The organism is Nocardia sp. NPDC056100 (assembly GCF_042266325.1).
Lineage (GTDB): Bacteria > Actinomycetota > Actinomycetes > Mycobacteriales > Mycobacteriaceae > Nocardia.
On the sequence record NZ_JBHJVY010000005.1, the window covers coordinates 493,376 to 517,055 of the forward strand.

General features: G+C 66.4%; 17 protein-coding genes. 11 read left to right on the top strand and 6 right to left on the bottom strand.

Annotation, left to right across the window (positions count from 1 at the left end):
- Positions 1 to 46: 46 nt before the first annotated feature.
- The 4 genes from ACFC0O_RS38895 to ACFC0O_RS38910 are packed head-to-tail and all read left to right on the top strand — an operon-like array spanning position 47 to position 4,446.
- On the top strand, positions 47 to 1,360 hold the full coding sequence (locus tag ACFC0O_RS38895; protein ID WP_375967096.1) for a nucleotide sugar dehydrogenase: 1,314 nt from the start codon (positions 47 to 49) through the stop codon (positions 1,358 to 1,360).
- A gap of 16 nt (positions 1,361 to 1,376) precedes the next feature.
- A complete protein-coding gene (locus ACFC0O_RS38900) occupies positions 1,377 to 2,390 on the top strand; it encodes a glycosyltransferase family 2 protein (RefSeq protein ID WP_375967098.1) in 1,014 nt (337 codons plus the stop codon).
- A complete protein-coding gene (locus tag ACFC0O_RS38905) occupies positions 2,387 to 3,877 on the top strand; it encodes a lipopolysaccharide biosynthesis protein (RefSeq protein WP_375967100.1) in 1,491 nt (496 codons plus the stop codon). The genes ACFC0O_RS38900 and ACFC0O_RS38905 overlap by 4 nt, the downstream gene beginning before the upstream one ends.
- Entirely contained in the window at positions 3,853 to 4,446 is a 594-nt protein-coding gene (locus ACFC0O_RS38910; RefSeq protein ID WP_375967101.1) for a YdcF family protein, read from the top strand. The genes ACFC0O_RS38905 and ACFC0O_RS38910 overlap by 25 nt, the downstream gene beginning before the upstream one ends.
- Here ACFC0O_RS38910 and ACFC0O_RS38915 read toward each other — a convergent pair.
- Entirely contained in the window at positions 4,427 to 6,547 is a 2,121-nt protein-coding gene (locus ACFC0O_RS38915) for an alginate lyase family protein (protein ID WP_375967102.1), read from the bottom strand. The genes ACFC0O_RS38910 and ACFC0O_RS38915 overlap by 20 nt on opposite strands.
- A gap of 111 nt (positions 6,548 to 6,658) precedes the next feature.
- Between ACFC0O_RS38915 and ACFC0O_RS38920 the strand changes: the two genes are divergently transcribed.
- A complete protein-coding gene (locus tag ACFC0O_RS38920) occupies positions 6,659 to 7,240 on the top strand; it encodes a serine acetyltransferase (RefSeq protein ID WP_375967103.1) in 582 nt (193 codons plus the stop codon).
- A 108-nt stretch (positions 7,241 to 7,348) separates the two neighbouring features.
- Positions 7,349 to 9,184, top strand: a complete 1,836-nt coding sequence (gene asnB, locus ACFC0O_RS38925) for an asparagine synthase (glutamine-hydrolyzing) (protein WP_375967105.1) — start codon at positions 7,349 to 7,351, stop codon at positions 9,182 to 9,184.
- Here asnB and ACFC0O_RS38930 read toward each other — a convergent pair.
- Positions 9,181 to 10,686: a sugar transferase gene (locus ACFC0O_RS38930; RefSeq protein WP_375967106.1), complete on the bottom strand. Its 1,506-nt coding sequence runs from the start codon at positions 10,684 to 10,686 to the stop codon at positions 9,181 to 9,183. The two genes, asnB and ACFC0O_RS38930, sit on opposite strands and share 4 nt — an antisense overlap.
- A 248-nt stretch (positions 10,687 to 10,934) precedes the next feature.
- Here ACFC0O_RS38930 and ACFC0O_RS38935 point away from each other — a divergent pair, with 248 nt between their 5' ends.
- Positions 10,935 to 12,170: a cytochrome P450 gene (locus tag ACFC0O_RS38935; RefSeq protein WP_375967108.1), complete on the top strand. Its 1,236-nt coding sequence runs from the start codon at positions 10,935 to 10,937 to the stop codon at positions 12,168 to 12,170.
- A 35-nt stretch (positions 12,171 to 12,205) separates the two neighbouring features.
- Entirely contained in the window at positions 12,206 to 12,931 is a 726-nt protein-coding gene (locus ACFC0O_RS38940; RefSeq protein WP_364633634.1) for a TetR/AcrR family transcriptional regulator, read from the top strand.
- A 2-nt stretch (positions 12,932 to 12,933) separates the two neighbouring features.
- On the opposite strand, the gene ACFC0O_RS38945 is transcribed toward ACFC0O_RS38940, so the two are convergent.
- Positions 12,934 to 14,016, bottom strand: a complete 1,083-nt coding sequence (locus ACFC0O_RS38945) for an esterase-like activity of phytase family protein (RefSeq protein WP_375967110.1) — start codon at positions 14,014 to 14,016, stop codon at positions 12,934 to 12,936.
- A gap of 49 nt (positions 14,017 to 14,065) precedes the next feature.
- Positions 14,066 to 16,267 carry an MMPL family transporter gene (locus ACFC0O_RS38950; protein ID WP_375967147.1) on the bottom strand — a complete coding sequence of 734 codons (2,202 nt, stop codon included), beginning with the start codon at positions 16,265 to 16,267 and terminating at the stop codon, positions 14,066 to 14,068.
- A gap of 135 nt (positions 16,268 to 16,402) precedes the next feature.
- Between ACFC0O_RS38950 and ACFC0O_RS38955 the strand changes: the two genes are divergently transcribed.
- A complete protein-coding gene (locus tag ACFC0O_RS38955; RefSeq protein ID WP_375967111.1) occupies positions 16,403 to 17,095 on the top strand; it encodes a class I SAM-dependent methyltransferase in 693 nt (230 codons plus the stop codon).
- A 34-nt stretch (positions 17,096 to 17,129) separates the two neighbouring features.
- Here ACFC0O_RS38955 and ACFC0O_RS38960 read toward each other — a convergent pair whose 3' ends face one another.
- Together ACFC0O_RS38960 and ACFC0O_RS38965 are read right to left on the bottom strand one after the other, a co-directional pair.
- Positions 17,130 to 17,756, bottom strand: a complete 627-nt coding sequence (locus ACFC0O_RS38960; RefSeq protein ID WP_375967113.1) for a Uma2 family endonuclease — start codon at positions 17,754 to 17,756, stop codon at positions 17,130 to 17,132.
- 40 nt (positions 17,757 to 17,796) lie between these two features.
- On the bottom strand, positions 17,797 to 19,185 hold the full coding sequence (locus ACFC0O_RS38965) for a threonine/serine exporter ThrE family protein (protein WP_375967149.1): 1,389 nt from the start codon (positions 19,183 to 19,185) through the stop codon (positions 17,797 to 17,799).
- 179 nt (positions 19,186 to 19,364) lie between these two features.
- Between ACFC0O_RS38965 and ACFC0O_RS38970 the strand changes: the two genes are divergently transcribed.
- Positions 19,365 to 21,284: an acyl-CoA dehydrogenase gene (locus ACFC0O_RS38970; protein WP_375967114.1), complete on the top strand. Its 1,920-nt coding sequence runs from the start codon at positions 19,365 to 19,367 to the stop codon at positions 21,282 to 21,284.
- Positions 21,285 to 21,429: 145 nt separating this feature from the next.
- On the top strand, positions 21,430 to 23,661 hold the full coding sequence (locus ACFC0O_RS38975; protein ID WP_375967116.1) for an MMPL family transporter: 2,232 nt from the start codon (positions 21,430 to 21,432) through the stop codon (positions 23,659 to 23,661).
- Positions 23,662 to 23,680: the final 19 nt, after the last annotated feature.

Here is a 23,680-nt window from a genome sequence, read left to right on the forward strand (position 1 = left end):
GCTGATGGCAAACGAACAGGAACCGCGCAGGGGGAGCGCACTGGGGGTGAGTGTATTCGGGCTCGGCTACGTCGGGTGTGTGTCCGCGGCCTGCCTGGCGGCGCGCGGTAACGCGGTCATCGGGGTGGATGTGAACCCGCAGAAGACCGACTTCATCCGGCAGGGGCGCACCCCCGTGGTGGAGGAGCGGATCGGTGAGGTGATCGCCGAGGTGGTCGCCTCCGGGCGGCTGACGGTCACCGAGAAGGTCGCCGAAGCCGTTGTGGCGAGCGATATCTCGATCGTCTGCGTGGGCACGCCGTCCGCGCCGGGCGGTGCGCTGTCCACCGACTACCTGGAGCGGGTGAGCCGGGAGATCGGTGAGGCGCTGGCGGTCAAGGACGCCTGGCACGTGGTGGCCTATCGCAGCACCATGGTGCCCGGCACCTGTGCCGGAAAGCTCATTCCGATATTGGAGCAGGCATCCGGCAAAAAGGCCGGGGTGGATTTCGGGGTGTGCGTGAACCCGGAATTCCTGCGCGAGGGCAGCAGTGTGCGCGATTTCGAGAATCCGCCCAAAACCGTTGTCGGCGAGACCGATGAGCGCACCGGTGCGGAAATGATGAGCCTGTACGACGATCTGCCCGGACCGCGCTTCCGGGTGCCCATTCCGGTCGCCGAGATGACGAAATACGTGGACAACAGTTTCCACGCGCTCAAGGTCACCTTCGGCAATGAGATCGGTGCGCTCTGCGCCGAACTCGGCCTCGACTCGCACGCGGTGATGGATATCTTCCTGGCCGACACCAAACTCAATATCAGCCCCGCCTATCTGCGGCCCGGGTTCGCCTTCGGCGGCTCCTGCCTGCCCAAGGACGTCCGGGCGCTCACCCATACCGCGCGCCAGCACGATCTGGAACTGCCGGTGCTGTCGAATGTGCTGGCCTCCAACGAGTCCCAGCTGCGGCGCGCGGTGGACCTGGTGATAGGGCTGGGCCGCCGCCGGGTCGGCATCTTCGGGCTCTCGTTCAAATCCGGCACCGACGATCTGCGCGAGAGCCCCATGGTGGAGTTCGCCGAACGGCTCCTCGGTAAGGGCTATGACGTGCGCATCTACGATGCCAATGTGGCGCTGTCCCGGCTGATGGGCGCGAACCGCGCCTTCATCGAGGAACGGCTGCCGCATATCGGCGAACTGCTCACCGATGACATTGCAACGGTTCTCGCACACGGGGAGATATTCATCGCGGGCAGCGCCGACCCCGAGGTGGTCTCCGCCATCGACGGGCTCGGCCCCGAGCACACCGTCATCGATCTGGTGCGGTTGCCGGGGGCCGCACAGCGGCGGCAGCAGCCGGGATATCTGGGCATCGGGTGGTAGCGGTAAGGGGTACTTCATGGGGACTTCCGTTCCCGCGTTCAGCTTTCTGACAACGGCGTACAAGACCGAGGACTATCTGGGCGACACCATCGATTCGGTGGTGGCGCAGACGTTTTCGGACTGGGAACTGATCGTCGTCGACAATGGGATGTCCGATGAGATCGCCGCGATAGTCGAATCGCGCTCGAATGACGAGCGCATTCGGCTGGTGCGACAGGAGAACAAGGGTTATGACGGCGGTGTGATGGCCGCGTCTGAAATCGCGACCGGTCGGTACATTGTGGTGCTGGATAGCGACGATCAGATCATGCCCGCCTTCTGCGACACCATTTCCCGGGCTTTCGACGCCGACCCGCATATCGACGCCATCGGTTGCGACGCTTACCGTTTCGACGATTCCGGCGCGGATCTGCCCACCGGGTACTACCGGTCGACCAATGTGAAGCAGAAGCCGGATCCGGCCAGCCCGCTCACCCTGACCGATCTGCTCGGCGGGCTGGTGCCCTACTACACCGCCGCCATCCGCCGCGAGGCATGGGAAGCGGTCGGCGGTTACGACCGCGGCGGTGAGGAACTGCACGAATCGGTCGCCATCTGGATTCGCATGGTCGGCAAGTACGACATTCGCGTACTGCCGCAGCGCCTCGCGCGCTTCCGGCTGCGCGGGGACTCCATGACCCGCGATCCCGCCAAGGTCGAATCCTTCATGGCCGAGCTGGAACGCTCCTTCGCCTGGGCCGCACCCAGCGATCCGAAGGAGAAGGCGGCACTGGACAAGACGCTGCGCACCTTCCGCTACTGGGTCTTCCTGCACCGGGCGCAACAGGCGCTGCTCGCGGGCCGGGATCGGGACGCGCGAACATCCGCGCGGGAAGCGTTCGGCCAGCGCCGCACGGTCCGCGCGGCGGCGATCATCGTGTCCGTCAATACGATTCCCGGCGTCCTGCGCCGGATCCACCCGCTCAAACAGCGCATCACCGAGCGCGTCGCGCATACGGCAGGCCGGGTCGTCACCGCCGTCAAACGGTGACCGCCGAGGACGTGGGCGAACAGCCCGGGGCGGGCGGGCTGCTCGCCATCCTGAAGCGCGGTGCCGCGCTTTCGGCGGCCGGGGTCGCCTCGGTGCAGGTGATCGCGCTGGTGCAGACACTGGTGCTCGCACATCTGTTGTCACCCAGCGAAGTCGGCGTCTTCACCGCGGGAACCGTGCTGACCGGGTTCGTGGTGGTGTTCTCGCACAGTTCGCTGAGCCATGCGCTGATTCAGCGCCGGGATCAGGTGGCGGACGCGGCGGAGACCGTGTTCTGGGCGACGCTCGTCTCCGGTGCGGTGCTGGCGGGACTGCTACTGGCCACCGCCCCGGTGCTCTCACACGTATTCGGGAACTCGCAGGTTGGCCACGTGGCCGCGATCTCCTCCGGGACCGTGCTGCTCACCTCGCTGCTGGCGGTGCCGGATGCGCTGATGCAGCGCGATTTCCAGTTCAAGCGGCGGGTGATCGTCGATCCGCTCAATGCCGCCACCTTCGCGATCGTCGCGATCGGGTTGGCAGCGGCCGGATTCGGGGTCTGGGCGCTGGTCACCGGGTACTACGTCTCGGTCGCGGTATCGGTGATCGCCGCGTGGTGGCTGTCGGGCTGGCGGCCCGGGCGCGGGCGCTTCCGGGTCGGATTGTGGCGGGAGCTGGCGGTTTTCGCGTTTCCGCTGCTGCTGGAGAGCGTGGTGGAACGGGCCATCGAGGCGGGTGAGGTGGTGCTGGTCGGGCATCGGCTGCACACCTCGGCGCTGGGCAACTATCGCAATGGGCGGCGACTGGCGTTCCTGCCGGTGATGGCCATCATCCAAATCTGTTCGTACGTCTTGTTTCCGGCCTTCGCGCGGATCGCAGGGGAGCGGGAGCGCTTCCGGCGCGGCTTCCTCACCGCGCTCGGCTGGATGTGGCTGGCGGTGATTCCGGCATCCGCGCTGCTCGCCGCGCTCGGTGAGCCTGCGGTGACGCTGTTGCTCGGTGCGCAGTGGCGCGGTGCGGGGCAGTTGGTCGAGGCCATGTGCGGGGTGGGGGTGGGCTATGCGCTCATGTCGGTGTGCGCCGAGGCGCTGAAGGGCGCGGGGCGACCGCAGCTGATCAACTGGATGACCGGCGTCGGAGCGGTGTCGGCCATACCCCTGATACTGCTGCTGGTACCGCACGGATTGACCGGAGTCGGTGTGGCACTGTCGATTTCGGCACTGGCCACCGGACTCACCGGTCTGATCTTGGCGGGTAAGGTGGTCGGGGTGTCCCGTGGCGAACTCCTGCGCTGCCTCGTACCCGCCCTGCTCGCCGGGGTGATCGCCGCGGTCGCGACCGGGCTGCTCGAACATCACGCGGTGCACGCGGGTGCGCGCGGGGTGGCCCCCGGGCTCGCCCTGATCGTGCTGGAAACGCTCGGCTTCCTCGGCGTATTCGTTCTCGTACTCCAGGCGATCTCACCCTCGACCCTGCGGCCGCTATGGTCGGCCGCGCGGCGCGGATGACCGAGCGGGTGCGGGAGCGGCGCACCCGCCGGCGGCTGTACGCGGCCGCCGCGGTGCTCGCGCTGATCGCGGCCCTCATCGGCGCGGGCTACCCCGTCTACGTGCGCCCCCAGGTCGATGCGCTGCGCCATGCCGATGCCATCCTGGTGCTCGGCGGCGAGGGCGTCGACCGCTACGCCTACGGCCTGGACCTGGCTCGCCAGGGTTACGCCTCGACCGTGCTGTTCTCCAATCCCTATGGGGAGGACACCGATATCGACGAGGTGCGCGAACCCTGTCACACCCCGCAGCAGGGCTTCACCCTGCTCTGCTTCGCGCCCGATCCGCCCACCACCCTCGGTGAGGGGCGGCAGTTGCGCACCCTGGCGAACGCGCGCGGCTGGCATACCGTCATCGTCGTCACCATGCGCCCGCATCTGTCCCGGGCGCGATACATCCTGGAGCAGTGCTTCACCGGCGCGCTGATCATGGAGCCCAGCCCGGTGGATATCTCACCGTGGTACTGGGCCTGGTCGTACGCGTACCAGAGTGCGGGCTACGTCCGGGCGTTCATCGATCCCGGGTGCTGAGCTCGGCCGCACCGTCCCGCCCGGTATCGATCACCAGCTCGCGTGCCGTTTCGCCGCTCTCCCAGTGCGCCCGGATCTCGGTGCCCGCGTGGGTGATCCGCAGTCCCCGGCTCGGCTCCGGATCGAGGGTGAGCACCGTGATGATCGCGAGCGGCGTCAGCCCCGTACAGTGCGCGCCGATGAGCCAGGACGGCTCGCGCGATTCGAGCAGTTCGGACCACCAGCCCAGATCGGTGCCCTCATCCCCGTGTACCTGTTCGGTACCCACCGGCACGATCGCGGCATAGGCCAGCGTCAGCACCGGCTCACCGCCCCGCGACAGCAGATGACCGTACTCGGCGGGTGCGGCGGTGAGCGCGGGATGCAGGGGCCACGACACCCGCGCGGAGTGAATTCCGGTGCCGGACAGCAGATCCACCACGACCACCTCGCGCGCCCCCGGCGGCGCGAGCAGCCAGCGGCGATGTGTGATCGGCTCCTCCAGCCGCCGGTAGCCGTCGTGCTCGGCATCCACCACGCCGCGCACGAGATCCACCGCGCGGACCCGCACCCGGGCGTGCTCGCTCCACATGAACGGCCCGCCCATCACGGACTGATCCAGATCGTCGACGGTGACCGTCGCATGTGCGCGCGTACCCCGATGCACCGTGCGCCGGGCCGGATGCCCGTAGTAGCTGGCGGTCCCGGGATCGCCGATGACGTCCGCGCCGTCCAGCGCCACCGTCACCGACAGGGCGTCGGCATGACCGTGCGCGGCGATCGAAAGATAGCCAAGCGCACCGATATCCATCAGCACGCGGCGACGGCCCGACCGCAGCACGACCAGCCCGCCGTCGGGTGCGTAACCGTCGGCGGCCGGTTCCGGCGCGGCCACGGCGGCCGAGCCGAGCGCATCGCGGAACCAGGCGGCGGCGATCGTGGGGGTGCCCGCCCGGGTCGCCGCGGGCTCGGGCACGACCGCATCGGCGATGCCGAGATGGTCCCGCACCGTGCGATAGTGCTCGGGCCCCAGCCGCAGCGCGAAACCGCCGTCGTCATCGCCGTACCGCGGCTGCGGATCGCTATCGCCAACCAGCAGCGCCAGGAAGCGCGAGCTGCGGGCGATGGCCGCACCGAGCCGTTGCGGCGGTTCGTATTTCAGCGCCAGCAGCGTGTACACCAGCGCCAGCAGTTCCACCGTGAACAGTTGATAGGCGATGGCCTGCTCCGCGCCCGCGCCATCGGGGAGCAGCTGCCGATCGGCGTGCTCGGTCAGCAGGGCCAGCGCATCGCGCTGCCAGGTCGCGGCGGCGGGCAGTTCCGGAAACAGGATGGCCACCACCGCGAGTCCGGTCAGCTCACCGATCAGATGGTTATTGGCCGAGCTGTACAGCGAACGCTCCACCCAGCAGCGCCGCGCGCTCTCACCGAGCATGGTGAGATACGCGCCGTAGCGCTCGGGCGTCAGACCCGGTGCGTCGCGCACGCCCTGGAGCGCGAAACCCACCGATATCGCGCGGATTCCGCATTCGAACGCCCCGCGCCAGGCGATACCCGCACCCGGCGGCTGCTGTTCGATCCAGCTGTCCAGATGCTCGAACACCGCGTCGGCGAAGCGTTCCTCACCGGTGAACAGCCACGCCTGCGCCAGCAGCGGCAGATGCTGGAGCCGGTTCAGCTCCCAGATCCATTTCGGATCGCCGTCGGCGGTGCGGTGGTCGATGCGCTCGGAACTCACACTGGGCCAGCGCGTTTCCGAGAGCGGATCCCGATTCCAGTCGATGATCGGCCCCAGCCCGGCGGGCGGATACCCGAAGAACGCCAACTTGCCGGTCAGCACCCGTTCGGCCGCCGCGATCACCGCCGCGGCCGCCTCGGGCTGCTCATCGGCGATACGGGCGGCCCGGGCCTGATCGAGCAGTACGGGCCGCCCGGCATTGGCGCGCAGGTCGCGCAGCAGTGCGTCCCACTCCGGCCGGGTGCGCCCGAACAGTGCGTCGGCGGTGGCGTCCCAGCTCACCGGCCTGGCGGCCAGGCGCTGGCGCAATCTGCCCGCGCGCCACAGCATTTCCTGCGCGTCCATGGCGCGCAGTCGATGGACATACCAGGTCAGCCGGCTCACGATCGCCCCTTCCGACCGGGCGTCCGCCGCGCCCCGCTGTGTCGACAACGCACTGGACGATACCGCGAGAATCGGTTGTGGACCCGGCGAGTTGTACGGGAGGATCTGTCCGTGATCGATTCCAAGGAGAGCCTACGGCGTTATCTCGCAGCGGATTTGGCCGGACATCAGCTCACCCGCTGGCGACCGCATCATCGGCTCACCTATCGGCCGCTGTACTTCCAGCGGCTGCTGCGCAAATCCGAGTACTGGTACAACGTCCGCACCGATCCGATCGGCCGCGTGGTGTTCGCCTGGTATGCGCTGCGCACCAAACTGCTCGGTGAACGACTCGGATTCACCGTGCCGCGCAATGTGTTCGGGCCCGGGCTCTCGATCGCGCACGCCGGAACACTGGTGGTCAACCCGGAAGCCCGGGTCGGCGCACGGTGCCGGATTCATCAGGGTGTATCGCTGGCCAGCGGTGCGCCGGGAAGTTACCCTGTCATCGGCGACGACGTATTCATAGGTCCGAATGCGGTGATAATCGGCGTCACGGTCGGGGACCGTGTAGAGGTGCGCCCAGGCGCTGTTGTCATCAAGGACGTTCCCGCCGATGTACATGTTGCCGGAGTACCGGCGAAAATCATCCACGACTTCCGCGTGCGCACCGCCGCGCCGTCGGAGTCGGCTGCGAATGTTGCGAAACCATAACGCCTCCAAGAGGATTCGTAGATCCACCCCCTCGGCTTCGGCGCGACTAGGCTGGCGACACAGGCTCGGTCACGATGTGCGTGACGGGTGCGGGCAAAGGGGGAATCGATGTGCGGAATAGTCGGTGTGCGCCGATTCGACGGGGGACCGGTCAGCAAGGAATTGCTCACCGATATGAGTGCGGCGCTGCACCACCGCGGACCCGATGATCACGGCCTCTGGTGTGACGGGCCGGTCGGTTTCGCGCATACCCGGCTATCGATCATCGATCTGTCCGCCTCCGCGCAACCCATGACCGGTGTCACCGGCACCACCCACCTCACCTTCAACGGCGAGATCCTCAACTATCGCGAACTGCGCCGGGACCTGGACTACCCGTTCACCACGCGCGGTGACACCGAGGTGCTGCTGGCCATCTACGAGCGGTACGGAGCCGCCGGGGTGAGTCGCCTGCGCGGCCAATTCGCCTATGCCATCCACGATTCCGCGACCGGTGAGACGCATCTGTTCCGCGATCGGCTCGGCATCCTGCCGCTGTACTACTACGCCACCGATACCGTCTTCGCCTTCGCCTCGGAGATCAAGGCGCTCTACCCGCTCATCGAAGCACCGCGGGTGGACACCGTCAGCCTGCACGACTTCCTGGCGCATCGATCGGTGCCCGCGCCGTACACCTTCATCGAAGGGGTGCGCAAAGTTCCGCAGGGCCATCACCTGGTGGTGCGCGCCGACGGGACCATCCGGATCGAGGCGTACTGGAAGCTGCCGGATCCGTCCGAGGAACTCGACGTCAGCCCGGCCGCGGCCGTCGACCTGCTCGATCAGGCGCTGCGGGAGTCGGTGCGCGATGCCCTGACCGCGGATGTGCCGGTGGGCGCGTACCTTTCGGGCGGCGTCGACAGCAGTCTCATCTGCGCCCTGGTGGCGCGGGAGCGCGGGGGAGCGGGACTGCACACCTTCTCCGCCGGATTCGGCGACTCCCGAGTCGACGAAACCCATTGGGCGCGTAAGGCGGCGCTCATCGTCGGCAGCGACCACCACGAAACCACCATCACCGCGAGCCACTTCCAGGACGAATGGGCGCGGCTGAGCTGGCACCGGGACTCACCGCTGTCCGAACCCGCCGATGTCGCGGTGTACCGGCTGGCGCAATTGGCCCGGGAACACGTGAAGGTAGTGCTGTCCGGGGAGGGCAGCGATGAATTGTTCGGCGGCTACCCGAAATATCAGTTCGCGCGGGCCACCCGGCTCGCCGGGATGATTCCGGGCGGCCCGCTGCGGTTACTGGAACAGCGGCTCCCGGCCAGCCGGGCGCGTTTGACCGTTGCGCTGCGGGCACTTTCGGAGCCGACGTACGCCGAGCGCATGCGCGGCTGGTTCGCACCCTTCACCACTCGTGAGCGAAACCGGTTGCTGGGCGGACCCGCCCAGCGCAGTGTCCTGGATCCCTATCTGGCCGGACGCGGAGATCCGCTGCGCCGCATGCTGCACGCCGATGTGCACACCTGGCTCGCGGACAATCTGCTCGAACGCGGCGACCGCATGTCCATGGCCGCCTCGCTCGAACTGCGCCCGCCCTTCCTGGATCACCGGGTCGCCGAACTGGCCTTCCGATTGCCGAGCGGCGTCAAGGTGCGCGGCGGCAGCTCCAAATGGATCGTGAAAGAGCTGGCGCGCAAACACCTTCCGGTGGATCTGGTCGACCGGCCCAAGGTCGGGTTCAAGGTGCCGCTGGACGAATGGTTCCGCGGCCATCTGCGCGAAATGGCCTTCGACCTGCTGGACGGGCCGTCATCGTTCGTCGGCGAGCATTTCGACCGCACCGCGGTGCGCGGCCTGCTGGAGGCGCACACCACGGGCGGAAGAGATGAACAGCCGCGCATCTGGACGCTGCTCTCACTCGAGGTCTGGCATCGCGAACTCCAGCGGCGGCTGGTCGGTTAGTACGCGCCGTCGCTGCGCGCCACCGCGAAGATGGTGCGCTTGATGATCATGAGATCCTGCACCATGGACCAGTTCTCGACATAGGACAGGTCCAGGCGCACGGCCTCCTCCCAGGACAGGTCCGAGCGGCCCGAGACCTGCCAGAGCCCGGTCACGCCCGGTTTCACCAGCAGGCGGCGGCGGACCTTACCGTCATAGCGCTCGACCTCACTGCGCATGGGCGGGCGCGGGCCGACCACGCTCATCTCACCGCGGATCACATTGATGAACTGCGGCAACTCATCCAGGCTCAGGCGGCGCAGCACGCGCCCGATCGGGGTGACGCGGGGATCCTCGCGCATCTTGAACAGCAGTCCCGCGCCCTCGTTCTCGGCCTGGAGATTGTGCAGTTCCTTATCGGCGTCCTCGCACATGCTGCGGAATTTGATCATGCGGAACGGCTCGCCGTTCAAGCCGATCCGCTCGGATCTGTAGAAGACCGGACCCGGACTGGTGAACTTGACCATCAGCGCGATGGCGATCATGACCGGTGACACCGCCAGCAGCGCGAGCGTGGCGAAGACGAAATCGAAGACCGCCTTGCCGAAGGATTTGGCGCGGTCGTACTGCGGCTTCTCGATATGCAGCAGTGGCAGATTCGCGACCGGGCGAATCGAGAGTCGCTGATCGGCCACATCCACCACGCCCGGGGTCACCACCAGATCGATGCCCAGCGGGGACAGCTTCCAGACCAGGTCGTTGATGCCGTGGGTGCCGAGCTCCTCGATGGCGGCGATGGCCACGGTATCGGCGGCGACCGCTTCGGCCGCGTCCAGCACCGAGGCCTCGGTCAGAATCGGCAGATCGGCATTGTCGGCCGCCTCCACCGTCTCATCGGCGGCGTACGGGATGTACACGCCGGTGACCGAATAGCCAACGGCCGCATCGCGTTCGAAACAGCGCATGATCTCGCGGGCCGAATCCGGGCGGCCCACAACGAGAACCGAGGTGAGGTACTGCCCGGCGCGACGGCGGCGGGCCGCGTACTTGCGCCAGAGCATGCGATTCAGGATCAGGCCGAGCAAACCGACCGGTAGTGCGATGCCCAGATAGCCGCGCGCGAAATCCATCCGCAGCAGTAGCGAGACGATCGCTATCAGCCCGAACAGGCGCATGGTGGCCGCGATGATGCGGCGGTATTCGTCCGGGCCGGTACCGATGACGGTGGTCGACCAGGCATTGCCAACCGCCAGGAATACCACCCAGGTCAGGGCCAGCAGCACCGAGATGACCGAATAGCCGATGCGCGCGTCACCCGCCCAGTCCAGCGGGGAATCGTAGTTGAGTCCGCCGAAGCGGATGAGCTGGGCCAGGGCGATCGACCCGCAGACCACCAGGGTGTCGGTAATGCGCAGCCGTCGGCCGTATTCGGCCTGCCAGTGCCGTTTGCCCGAAGGTCGCGGCGTAATGCGGTGCGTGGTATTGCGGTCGAGCGTTTGTTCCCCGTCGAGCTGGAAGGCCATGCTGGAGCTCCATCGTGCGGCACTTGAGCCTCGTGGCAATCCCCCCGATCGGACGCCCGAGCTGATACTACTGGTTTCGCTCGCCGCACGGCCAGCATTACGGGAACCGGATAGGTTGACACCCAACGGATTTCGCCCGGCACGACGGGGTGCTCGGAAATCAAGTGAAACCTATTTACTAATAGGTGTTCACAAACGGGGGTGTGGTGTGGTTCACTGCTCCGGAACGTGTTCCAAAGGAGGTACCCGTGTCCGCGCCGTCCATCCCCACCGGGTTCGACTTCACCGATCCCGACCTGCTCGCCAAGCGTCTTCCCGTCGAGGAGTTCGCCGAACTCCGCCGCACCACGCCCATCGCCTGGGTTCCCCAGGCGGGCAGTGGATTCAAAGACGACGGCTACTGGGCCGTCACCAAAATGGATGACATCAAGGAGATCTCGAAGACTCCGGAGGTGTACTCCTCCGAGGAGAACACCGCGGTCATCCGCTTCTACGACGACATCATGCGGGAGGAGATCGAGGTCCAGCGCTATCTGCTGCTGAACCAGGATCCGCCCCGGCACACCAAGCTGCGCCGCATCGTGTCCAAGGGCTTCACCCCGCGCGCGGTGGAATCGCTGCGCAACGCGCTGCGCGACCGCGCCGAGCGAATCGTGCACGAGGCCAAGAAGACCGGCTCCGGCGACTTCGTCACCCAGGTCGCCTGTGAGCTGCCGCTGCAGGCCATCGCCGAGCTCATCGGAATTCCGCAGGAGGATCGCGGGCGGATCTTCGACTGGACCAACCAGATGATCTCCTACGACGATCCCGACTTCGAGGGTGACCACAAGGTCGCCACCGCCGAGGTCATGGGCTACTCGTGGAATCTGGCCGAAGAGAAGCGCAAATGCCCGGTCGACCTCGACGGTCACGCCGACATCATGTCCACGCTGCTCAATGCCGACGTCGACGGTGAGGCGCTGGCCTCGGACGAATTCGCCTGGTTCGTCATCCTGCTGGCCGTCGCCGGCAACGAGACCACCCGCAATGCCATCACGCACGGTATGAAGGCGTTCGTCGACAATCCGGAGCAGTGGGAGATCTACCGCGAGCAGCGTCCGCGCACCGCTCCCGACGAGATCGTCCGCTGGGCCACCCCGGTCATCGCCTTCCAGCGCACGCTGCTGCAGGACACCGTGCTCTCGGGTGTGGAGATGAAGCAGGGTCAGCGCGTCGGAATGTTCTACTCGGCCGCCAACTTCGATGAAGAGGTCTTCGACAAGCCGTTCGAGTTCAACGTCCTCCGGAACCCGAATCCGCATGTAGGCTTCGGCGGCACCGGCACCCACTTCTGTGTGGGAGCCAACCTCGCCCGCCTGGAGATCGACCTCATGTTCAACGCCATCGCCGATGTGATGCCGAACCTGAGCCAGGTCTCGGACCCGGTCCGGCTGCGTTCGGGCTGGCTCAACGGCATCAAGAGCTGGCAGGTCAAGTACGAATGATCGGTCGTGCCCCGATCATTTGATATGGAGTGAGCATGAGTGAACCACGCCGACGCGGACGAGTGCCTGCGGTAAGTGACGCAGATATTCGCCGCGTCGCGCGGTCACTGCTGGTGGAGCAAGGACCGGACGCGATCACGCTGCGCGCCATCGCGCGCGAGCTGGGTATCACCGCGCCCGCGCTCTACCGGTACTACGAATCCCGCGACCAACTGGTCGCGGAGATCCGCACCGATGTCTGCAACGATCTCGCGCAGGCGCTCTCGGCCGCGACGGACGGGCTGCCCGATGACGCGGGCCTGCGCTTCTTCGCGGTCTGCCGCGGCTTCCGGCAGTGGGCGCTGGACCACTCCCGCGAATTCACCCTGGTCTTCGCCTCACCCAGCGCTGCCGAATCCGGCAGCACCATGCAGCAGTTCGGCGAACCCGTCGGCCGCCTCTTCCTGGAGGCCGCCGGCCGCCTGCTCACCGAATTCGACGTGGTCACACCGCCTTTGGAATTCATCCCCGATGACCTTCGCGATGACCTCGTCGCCTTCCAGACCGAACTGCTCGGCGTCCTGGCCGGTTCCGGCCAGAAGTTCCCCGCCGAGAAACTCGACCTCGGGGTCAGCTACGTGATGATCCAGTTCTGGGCGCGCCTGTACGGCCACGTCACCCTCGAGGTCTTCGGTAACTACCCGATCCCCATCACCCATCCGGACGTGCTGTTCGACGCCACGCTCGCCGATATCGGCCGCAGCATCGGCGTGGTGGGCTGAGGTCAGCGCACTGCCAGGGCGATCAGCTGGGTGAGCTGCTTATCGCTGAAGTTGTTGTCGCTCACCAGAATCAGCGTGCGCTCGCCCGAGGGCAGGCGCGGGCCCCAGGTCATACCCTCGATATTGTCGACCGCGGACAGGCCCACCTCGTCCAGGTCCACCAGCAGGCGTTTGGACGCCGGGCGCGCACCGGTGAGCGGAGCGTTCAGCACATTGGTGGCCCCGCCCAGATCCGCCTCGTAGACGCGAATCTTATTGCCGACCCCGTTCGCGAAAGAGCGTTCCAGCACCAGGAATTTCGCCGGGTCGACCGGATCTGCGGCCAGGATCGAGGCCACCCCGTTCATGCTCTGGCCCGGCTCCGGCCGGGATTCGGCGAAGGGTGGTTCCAGCTGATAGGCGTACTGCGCCAGGATCTGGCCGAACCGCGTCCCCACGGTGATGCGGGTCTGCCGGGCGGCCGGATCATCCTGTACCAGTGGGCCTTCCATCGCCGTCACGAACAGGGAACCGGCAGCGGCGAAGCTCGCGCCCTCCAGGGCCAGATTGCGCTGCGGGCCGGAATCGGGCCGCATGCGCTCGTTCTCCGGAATCGGCATATCCGCCACGAAAGCGCCGTCCGGGCGTGCCACCCGCACCGACGGATCCTGCAGGGTCGCGTCGACGCGCTCGCCCTCCTGCGTCCACCAGTAGTCCCGGGACCACGGATCGACCCGAATCTCCTCGGGATCAACCGATTTGGGAGTGTAGGGCGAACCGGAGGCGGTCAGCAGGGGCCGCGTCCCGGTGAATGTCACCGGACCGATTCCGGTCGCGCCCACATCGAATCGTGCGGTGTAGAACCGGGCCGGATTCACATCCGAGCGGTCATCGCTGATCAGGACGTACTCACCGGTCGCCGCGCGATAGTCGATTCCGGACAGGCCGCCGACTGTGGTGCCGTCGAAGGTCAGACCAAACGGCACGATCTGCTGACCCAGCAACCGAATCGGCGCGTCGGTCGGTTGTCCGGTCTCGGCGGCGGCTGTACCTGGAATGAGGGTGAGGGCACCGCAGAGCGCGGCCAGTAGGCGGAGATTCGACACGATGCCCAACCCTATAGCCGCCCGGGTCCGCTCGCGCGATGCCGCATCCTCAGTGCCGGGCGGCCGCCAGATCCGGGGCGGTGATCAGGCGCGGATCGTCCTCCAGCACCGGTTCGCCGAGACCGACTTTGCGTTGCAGGCGCTGCATCCACTTCGGGGCCCACCAGACGCTGTCGCCCAACAGTTTCATGGTGGCCGGGACCAGGAACATGCGCAGCACCGTTGCGTCGATGAACAGGGCCGCGATCATGCCGTACGCGATGTACTGCATGAGAACCAGATCCGAGAACGCGAACGCGCCGGTGACCACCAGCAGGATCAGGGCGGCGGCGGTGATGATGCCGCCGGTTTGGGCGGTGCCCTTGACGATCGATTCCTCGGTGGTCGCGCCGCGTGAACGCGCTTCGACCATGCGGGAGACCAGGAATACCTCGTAGTCGGTGGACAGGCCGTAGACGATGGCGATGATCAGGACCAGCATGTTGGCCTGGCCGGGTTGCGGGGTGAAGTTCAGCAGGCTCGCGCCGTGGCCGTCCACGAAGATCCACGTCACGATGCCCAGCGTGGAGCCGAGGCCGAGGCCGCTCATGAGCGCGGCCTTGATCGGCAACACCAGGGAGCCGAAGGTCAGGAACATGAGCAGGGTGGTGGTCAGCAGGACCAGGGCGATCATCCAGGGCATGCGCGCCAGCAGGGCGTCGATACTGTCCTTCTGTAGTGCGGGTACGCCTCCGACGAGCACCCGCATCCCGTCCGGGAGTTCCATATGCCGCAGATATTCGATGGTCTGCCCGGCGTCGTTGATATCGGCGACCGGAGCCTTGGTGCGAAAGATATCCGGATGCGAGGCCGAGCGGGTGGGAATGTCGAACGGCGCCACCAGGCCCGGGGCCTTATTCGCCAGATCCCAGACCGGGCCCACCGCAGCCGAATTGGCCGAGTCGAACACCAGCTCGATCGGATCGGATTTGCGTACCGGGAAGTAGTGGTCGATCTGCTCCTGCGCCACACGGGTCGGATTGTCCGGCGGCAGATACTTTTCGCTGAAACCGCCGAAGACCAGATTGCGCATCGGCAGGATCAATAGGAACAGGCCGATGAGCAGTGGTGCGGCGACCACGCGCGGATGCTTCACGACCCAGCGGGTGGTGCGCGTCCAGAATCCGCTCTCCCGTGTGACTTTGGACTTGGTGCGTCGGAACCGCTCCAGCCCGAAAGCGTCCACGCGCGGACCCAGAATCGCCAGCAGCGCGGGCAATACCGTGAGCGCGGTCAGTGCCGCGATGCTCACCGTCGCGATCGCGCCGTACGCGATGGATTTCAGGAAGCCCTGCGGAAACAGCAGCAGCCCACCGAGACTCGCCACAATCATGGTCGCGGAGAACACCACCGTGCGCCCGGCCGTCATCACCGAACGCCGCACCGCCGAACGGGTGTCGTACCCGGCGGCGAGCTCCTCCCGGAACCGGCTCACGATGAACAACCCGTAATCGATCGCCAGCCCCAGCCCGATCATCGAAACCACCGGGGAAACAAAGGTATTCACCTCGGTGAAGTTGGTGATGAACCGCACCACGCCGAACGCGCCGAAAATGGTGAGCAGTCCGATGGCCAGCGGCAGTGCCGCCGCTACCACACCGCCGAAGATGAAGAACAGCAGCAGTCCGACCAGCGGAATCGCCAGCAGCTCCATGCGGTGGATATCGTCGGCCACCGTATCGCTCAGCGTCACCGCCACCGGTTGCAATCCGCCTACCTGGACGTCATAACCCGGAATACCGAAGTCGTTCTTGACCGCTCGATAGCTTTGCAGCAGCTCGGTATCGTTGGTGCCACGCAAAGCGATCGCTGCCAGCGCCCGCGTGTGATCCTTGGTCGCCAGAGCCGGTGTGACACCGCCGGTTTCGGTCGGCCAGTAACTGCCCCGGATACTCGTGATCTGATCCGGATGATCTATCGGCAAGCTTCTCAGATGATCGACGACCACCTGCTTGAAGTCCGGATCATCGACGGTCTTGCCCTCCGGCGCGGTGAACAGCAGCACCACGTCGACATCGTGATTCTGCTCGAACGCCGACCCCGCCAACACCGCAGCCTCGGTCGACTCCGACCCCGAATCGAACATGCCCCCCGAACTCAGATGATCATCGAGCCCTTGCCCGTAACCTCCCAAAGCAAGCAGCGCCGCTGCCACAATCCCGATGACAGCAAACCGCAAGCGGCAGGCCAGATCACCCCATCGCGCGAACAGGTTCATACGTCACGGTAACAAGCAAGATCGTCCCCGGCACCCACCCCACCCGCTGTTAACCTGCCCCGCAACGCATTACCCGCTCCCACCACCTGTTATTCACCCCCGCCCGGCAATGTGTGTTTACCTGATCCGGTGTCCGAGCTACTCGACGACCCAGCACTGGAACGATCCTCGGTGGTCGCCAACAATTCGATGAATCGCACTCGCGGCCTGGCGGGCGTCAACAGCTACGAACGAGACCTCGGCTTCGACCCGTTCCACCTGCTGTCCGAAACCGTTCGCGCCCAGCCGGATACGACCGTCACCTGGATCGACCTGTGCTGCGGATCGGGCCGCGCACTCCTCGAGGCCGAACAGCGCTTCACCCGCGACCTGCCCAACGCCGATATCGCCCTCCTGGGCATCGACCTGATCGACTACTTCCAGACCCGCCCGCATACCGACCGCCTGCGCCTGATCACCGCCAGCGCCCATGACTGGCACCCCGATCACCCAGCCGACCTGGTCACCTGCGTGCACGGCCTGCACTACATCGGCGACAAACTAGCACTCCTGTCCGCCATGGCGAGCTGGCTCACCCCCACCGGTCGCCTCACCGCACACTTCGACCCACACTCCATCCGAAACCCCGACGGTTCCTCGGCCGCCCGAAAGGTGCTGGCGCACTTACGCGAAGCGGGCCTGGACTACGACCGCCGCCACCACCGCCTCACCGCCCAGGGGCCGCGTGCACTAACCTTCCCCGCCACCTACCTGGGTGCCGACGACACCTCGGGCCCCGGCTACACCGGACAGCCCGCAGTCACATCCCACTACGATTGGTAACTTGCCCGCTACGAATCCCTAGCTGGCAGAGGGGTTATCGGGCGAGGCCGGAGAGGCGGGTCCAGTCCAGTTTGATCGCGATCGGCAACTCGATGTCGGTGACACCGTTCGTGTGCTCGAGTTCGAGGTGACGGCGGTACTGGCTCGATACGTGGTCCAGCACATAGGTTTCGATCGCGACGACGTCGTTGTCGGCAATGTGAACGATCCAGTACCAGGGAATTCCGGCGAGGGCGTACTCCGCCATCTTGTCCGCCATATCGATTCGCTCGGTGCCGGGCGACACGATCTCGACCACGAGTTTCACCTTCGAAGCGGGTAACGGTCGCAGATCCGGTGGAGCACATTCGAACAGCGCGACATCCGGTCGTCGAATGGTCACCCGGGGCAGCTCCCACAGGAGCACATCGAAGTCGGTGTCGACGTCGAGGCAGCCGTCGTTGTATCGGCTGATGTGCGCTTCCGCGGCGGTCTCCAGAAGATCAGCGATTCGTCGGCCGGCTTTCTGATGCGGTCGGGACGGTGACTCGGCCCGCACGGCCTCGCCGTTGACAACCTCCACCAGGCGGCAGAAGTCTTCGGGCATCTTCTTCCATATTTCCACCGTGATAGGTGCGGGCTGCAGATTCTCCTTGCGAGCCCAATCCAGCAGTTCCGACACCATCAACTCCTCGCCCGGGCGACGACTACCTGCTCCGATCCTATCGGCCCGAGGGGTTATCGCCCCGCGGCACAGCGCCCAGTCCGGCCTTGTTCAAACGGGGGCGGCGGATTGTGTTGAGGCGGGTGATGATTCGGGGGCGGCGGAGGTCTCGGGCGAACCATTCGCCGAGGGTTACGCCGGCCGCGAGGGCGCAGCCGACCGCGAAGGCGCTGAAGAGTTGGTTGAGGCCGATGAGTTGTTCGTTGTTGAGGAGGGCGTAGAGGCCGCGGTAGACGCGGAGGCCGGGGAGCAGGGGAGTGATACCCGCAAGGGTGACGACCAGGGGTGGGGTGAGGGCGCGGCGGGCCAGGAGGCCACCGGCGAGACCCACGACGACGGCCGCCACGCCGGAGGAGATGACGGGGCCGAAGCCCGCGTGCTGGACCAGGAGGTAGACCACGGTCGCGGCCGCGCCGCTGAAGGCGGCTGCCGCGAGGGCGCGGCGTTCGGCGTAGCAGGCCAGGGCGAAGGCCAGCGAGGTGATCGCACCGGCGAAGAGTTTGACCGGGAGGTTGGTCAGGTCGCGGCCGGGGGACATATCGACGGTCGGGACGGTGAACTCCATGAGTTCGGCGACGCGCAGGGTCAGCACGATGCCCGCGATGATGCCGCCGGTCATCATGACCACCTCGAGCATGCGGGCCGAGGCGGTGATGGGCGCGCCGGTGATCGCGTCCTCGACCGAGCCGACGAGCTGTAAACCGGCCAGCAGCACGGCGATTCCGGCCGCGATGATCAGCGCGGGATCCAGTTTGAGATGACTCGCGAAGGTGGACACCAGGACCGCGGGCGAGGCCGCTATCGCACCGCCGACCATGTGCTGGAAGAAGAAGGGCAGACCGCGCCGGTTCAATCGGCGATTGGTGCGGTCGATCAGCCAGGTGGTCGCGAAACTGATCGCCGCGATCAGCAGTCCGCCGTTCAGGAGCAGGGCCACCCCGGCCGCCATGAACGCCCACCCGAAGGTGGAGATCCACCGGTTGTACGGATGCGGCGCGGAGGTGATGGCGTCCAGTGCCTCGAGCGCTTCCTCCGGCGGCACCAACTCGCGGCGAATACGCCGGGTGAGCCGATCCACCGCCGCCAATCGCGTGAAATCCAGCGACCGGTAATGCACAACGCGCATGGTGCTCGCGGGCGGCATGGTCGGCCCGCGATCGGCCGAAATACGAATCGAGTTATAGGTGACATCGATATCGCAATTGGAGAGGCCGTAGGTCGAGGCGATGAATTCGATTTGATCGGTGGTGTCGGTGACGGCCGTTCCGGCGGAGAGGACCACTTCTCCTACCCGCTCCGCGAGATCCAAAACCTGGGTGACCGTCGCGTCATCGGTCAGATCGATCGGCTGCAGCGGCGCGGGCGCCTCGACAACCGCGTCCGCCATCGCATTGCGGTCGGCCACCGCGCGATCGACGACGCTGGTCAGCAGTAGTCGCCACCGCCCGCGCAGGCCCGCTACGGCCCCGCGAGGTTCGGTAGCCAGATCATTGCTCACAGGAGAAAAGTACACGGGTGCGATAGATCACCGGGTCGACCAGGTCTATGCAAGTAGTGTTTTGAACTATGGCGAACGGTGGCGATCAGATAGCGGAACATCTACGCGCGGCCCTCGATGGTTCGTGGCGACATGTGCGGGAGAAGGCCCGGGAACACCTCGACGACGACCGCCTTTACGGCGATCCCTACCTCGATTACAAATCCGCGCGAGCGCGGGTGCTGGAACAAATGCATCTGGTGTCCTCCTTCGGATGGGCCGAACTCGGCTTCGGCCGCATTTCCGGTGGCGCCAGCGATCCGGGCGCGGCCGTGACCGCGCTCGAGATGCTCGCCTACACCGATCTGTCGCTGTGGGTGAAATGCGGTGTGCAGTGGGGACTTTTCGGCGGCGCGGTCGACAACCTCGGCACCGAACGGCATCAGCAGTACATCGAGAAACTGCTGCCCCTGGAACTGCTCGGCTGTTTCGCCATGACCGAAACCGGTCACGGCAGCGATGTGGCCAATCTGGAGACCACGGCCACCTACGATCCCGCGACCCAGGAATTCGTCGTACACAGCCCAACTCCCTCCTCGCGCAAGGACTACATCGGCGGCGCCGCCGAACACGCCCGCATGGCAGCGGTTTTCGCGCAGCTGGTGACCGGCGGTGAGACCAGGGGCGTGCACTGCTTCCTGGTGCCGATCCGCGATGACGCGGGCGTTGATCTGCCCGGCGTCACCACCTCCGACGACGGTCTCAAAGGCGGTCTGCCCGGCGTCGACAACGGCCGAATCCTGTTCGACCACGTGCGAATTCCGCGTGAGAATCTGCTCAATCGCTATGCCGACGTCGCACCCGACGGTACCTACAGTTCCGAGATCGTCAACCCCAGCCGTCGCTTCTTCACCACCCTCGGCACCCTCGTGCGGGGCCGGGTCAGCGTCGGCGGCGCGGCCGCGGCGGCGGCCCGCGTGGCGCTGAGCATCGCGGTACACTACGCCGAACAGCGCCGCCAATTCGCCGATCCCGATACCGGCGAGGAGACCGTGCTGATGGACTACCGCAGCCATCAGCGCCGGCTATTGCCGCTGGTCGCCCGCGCCTACGCACTGCAATTCGCGCAGAACGATCTGGTGCGCCGCATGCATCTGGTGCAGACCGGTCAGGATCTGGCACCCGGCGCCCAGCGCGCACTCGAGAAGCGCGCCGCCGGATTCAAGGTCGCCCAGACCCGGCACGCCACCCGCACCATTCAGGAATGCCGCGAAGCCTGCGGCGGCGCGGGCTATCTCACCGAGAACCGGCTCGTCACCCTCAAGGCCGACAGCGATGTGTTCACCACCTTCGAGGGCGACAATCTGGTGCTGACCCAGCTGGTCGCGAAGGATCTGCTCACCGCCTACTCCGATGAGGTCCGCGATCTGGACGCCCTGGGCTGGGTCAAGTTCGCCGCCACCATCGCCCGCGATGAGGTGCGTGAGCGCTCGGGCGTGCGCCAGCTCATCCAGCGGCTGCGCGACCGCACCGGGGAGAGCGTCGACGACGGCGATCTGTCCCGCCGCGCGGTGCAATTGCAACTCTTCGCCGACCGCGAGGACTACCTGGTCCGCACCGCCGGGCATCGACTTCGCGCCCGCGCCAAGGAAACCGGGCCGTTCGAGGCGTTCAACAATGCCCAGGACCACATTCTGGCGGCGGGTACCGCGCATATCGACCGGCTGGTGCTGGAGGCGTTCATCGAAGGTATCGCGGGCATCGAGGACGATGAGGCGCGCGAACTCGCCGAAACCGTCTGCGACCTCTTCGTTTACACCTCGCTCGAGGAGAACCAGGCGTGGTACATCATGCACCGGTTCATGTCGGTGGAACGCGCCAAGAACGTCCGGCGCGGAGTCAATGAGCTGGTGGATCGCCTGCGCCCCAGCGCCTTGACCCTCATCGACGGTCTCGGCGTGCCCGAGAAGATGCTGCGCGCGGCCATGCTCGACTCGCCCGCGCCGTAGCAATCGCCACACCCGCACTGCCGCACCATGAACCATGGTGCGGCAGTGTCTCGTTGAGATATGTGACACATTCGATGCCGATCGAGCCGAACGGTCCCGGCGCATAGTTTGTACTACATGGAGTAGTAGAAGCTATCGACACGGGGTGGAGAACAATGTCGACGACCATGGCGCGGTGCGCGATTCGCGCGGGAGGGCTCCGATGATCACCAGGCTCATCACACCGGCGATCCGCGCACCGAAACTGGTGCTGGCCCTGGTGGGCATCGCGTTCCTGCTGTGCGGCGTACTGGGTTCCCAGGCCGCCGCCCGGCTGACCAACGGCGGCTTCGTCGCCTCGGACTCCGAATCCGCGCTGGCGGCGGACATTCTGGCGCAGAACTTCGGCATGTCCGGAATGCAATTGGTGCTGACCCTCGAATCCGACAGCGGCGCACAGGGACCGGCGGCCACCGCGCGCGGCAGCGATATCGCCACGCGCCTGAAGAGCGACAACCGGGTCGTCAAGGCCGTATCCCCGTGGACCGAACCACAATTGAGCTCCACCCTGATCAGCCGCGACGGCAAGATCGGGCTGATCGTGGCCAGCGTGCGCGGCGATGAGAACACCGCACCCGCCGCCGCGGCCGATATCGCGAAGGAATACCTCGGCGTCCGCGACGGCATCACCATTCACGCGGGCGGTCAGGGCATGGTGTGGTCCGAGACCGGTAAGCAGACCCAGCGCGACCTCGCCCTCGCCGAGGCCATCGCCCTGCCGCTCACCATCGTGCTGCTCATCTGGTTCCTCAGAAGCGCTGTGGCGGCGGCCATTCCATTCATCACCGGTATCGCCGCCATCGCGGGCACCAGCGCACTGCTGTATCTGGTGACCCTGTTCATGGACCTGTCGGTGTTCGCGCTGAACATCACCACCGCGATCGGCCTGGCCCTGGCCATCGACTACTCCCTGCTCATCATCGGCCGCTACCGCGAGGAGATAGCGAACGGCCGCGACCGCGAACAGGCGCTCATCCTGGCCATGCAGCGCGGCGGTCGCGCGGTCGCCTTCTCCGGCACCACGGTCGGCATCGCACTCATCGGAATGCTGTTCTTCCCCACCACATTCCTGCGCTCGCTCGCGGTCGCCGGACTCGCGGTGGTGGCGCTGTCCATCGTGCTCAGCCTGACCCTGGTACCGGCCTTGCTGGCTGTGCTCGGCGAACGCATCAATCGCAAACCGCTGCGCGAGGCCAGGCCGGTCCAGGAGAGCTTCCTGTATCGGGTGGCCCGCATCGTGCAGCGACGGCCCGCGGTGTGTGCCCTGCCGGTGCTGGCCCTGCTGATCCTGCTGGGGCTGCCCATCTTCGGGCTCAAACTCGGTATGCCCGATGACCGGGTACTGCCCACCTCACTGGAATCACGTCAGGTCGGCGATCTGCTGCGCGAACGCTTCGACGACAATGCCACCGGCACGGTGCATATCGTCTTCCAGCTGCCGAACCGCTATGCGCACATCGGCGATCTGAGCGCGTATTCGGCTGCGCTGTCCCAGGTTTCGGAGGTCAAGGCGGTCACCGGACCGGCGGGCACCTTCATCGGCGGCAAGGTCGCCGGTCCCGCCGATCCGGCGGGGACCGATAACGAGGGCGGTGCGCATCTGACCGTCACCTCCGGCGTCGACCCGTATTCCGTTCAGGGACAACGACAATTGACCGCATTGCGCGCGGTGGAACAGCCGCCCGGCGTCACCACCCTATTCGGCGGCCTCGCCCAGCAGAACGCCGATTCCGCCGCGGGCATCAAGGAGGGCTTCCCGAAGGCGGTCATCTGGATCGCCCTGACCACGTTCATCCTGCTGCTCCTGCTCACCGGCAGCGTGGTGCTCCCGCTCAAAGCCCTGGTGCTCAATATCCTCTCGCTCTCGGCGACCTTCGGCGCGCTGGTCTGGATCTTCCAGGACGGCCACCTCGGCGGGCTCGGCACCCTGGCGACCGGGTACACCATCGCCACGCTGCCGGTGCTGCTGTTCTGCGTGGCCTTCGGACTCTCGATGGATTACGAGGTCTTCCTACTCGCCCGCTTCACCGAGGAATGGGAGCGTTCGGACAAGACCCGCGCCGACAATGACAATGCGGTGGCGCTGGGCATCGCGCGCTCGGGCCGCATCGTCACCGCCGCGGCCCTGCTCATGTCCGTGATCTTCCTCGGTATCGCGACCAGCGGGGTCACCATGAATCGCATGCTCGGCCTCGGTCTGGCGGTCGCGGTGCTGATGGACGCCACCCTGGTCCGCATGGTGCTGGTTCCGGCGTTCATGCGGCTGATGGGCACCGCCAACTGGTGGGCTCCGGCGCGATCCCGCCCACTGCTGGAGAAAGCCGCGCTGCGGGACTGAGTCCGATTCGCGGCTATCG

What these genes read in the sequence shown, in the direction of transcription:
- ACFC0O_RS38910 (WP_375967101.1), top strand. Translation starts at nt 3,853, where the DNA reads ATGGTCGGCCGCGCGGCGCGGATGACCGAGCGGGTGCGGGAGCGGCGC.
- ACFC0O_RS38930 (WP_375967106.1), bottom strand. Translation starts at nt 10,686, where the DNA reads ATGGCCTTCCAGCTCGACGGGGAACAAACGCTCGACCGCAATACCACG.
- ACFC0O_RS38965 (WP_375967149.1), bottom strand. Translation starts at nt 19,185, where the DNA reads ATGGCGGACGCGGTTGTCGAGGCGCCCGCGCCGCTGCAGCCGATCGAT.
- ACFC0O_RS38900 (WP_375967098.1), top strand. Translation starts at nt 1,377, where the DNA reads ATGGGGACTTCCGTTCCCGCGTTCAGCTTTCTGACAACGGCGTACAAG.
- ACFC0O_RS38940 (WP_364633634.1), top strand. Translation starts at nt 12,206, where the DNA reads ATGAGTGAACCACGCCGACGCGGACGAGTGCCTGCGGTAAGTGACGCA.
- asnB (WP_375967105.1), top strand. Translation starts at nt 7,349, where the DNA reads ATGTGCGGAATAGTCGGTGTGCGCCGATTCGACGGGGGACCGGTCAGC.
- ACFC0O_RS38970 (WP_375967114.1), top strand. Translation starts at nt 19,365, where the DNA reads ATGGCGAACGGTGGCGATCAGATAGCGGAACATCTACGCGCGGCCCTC.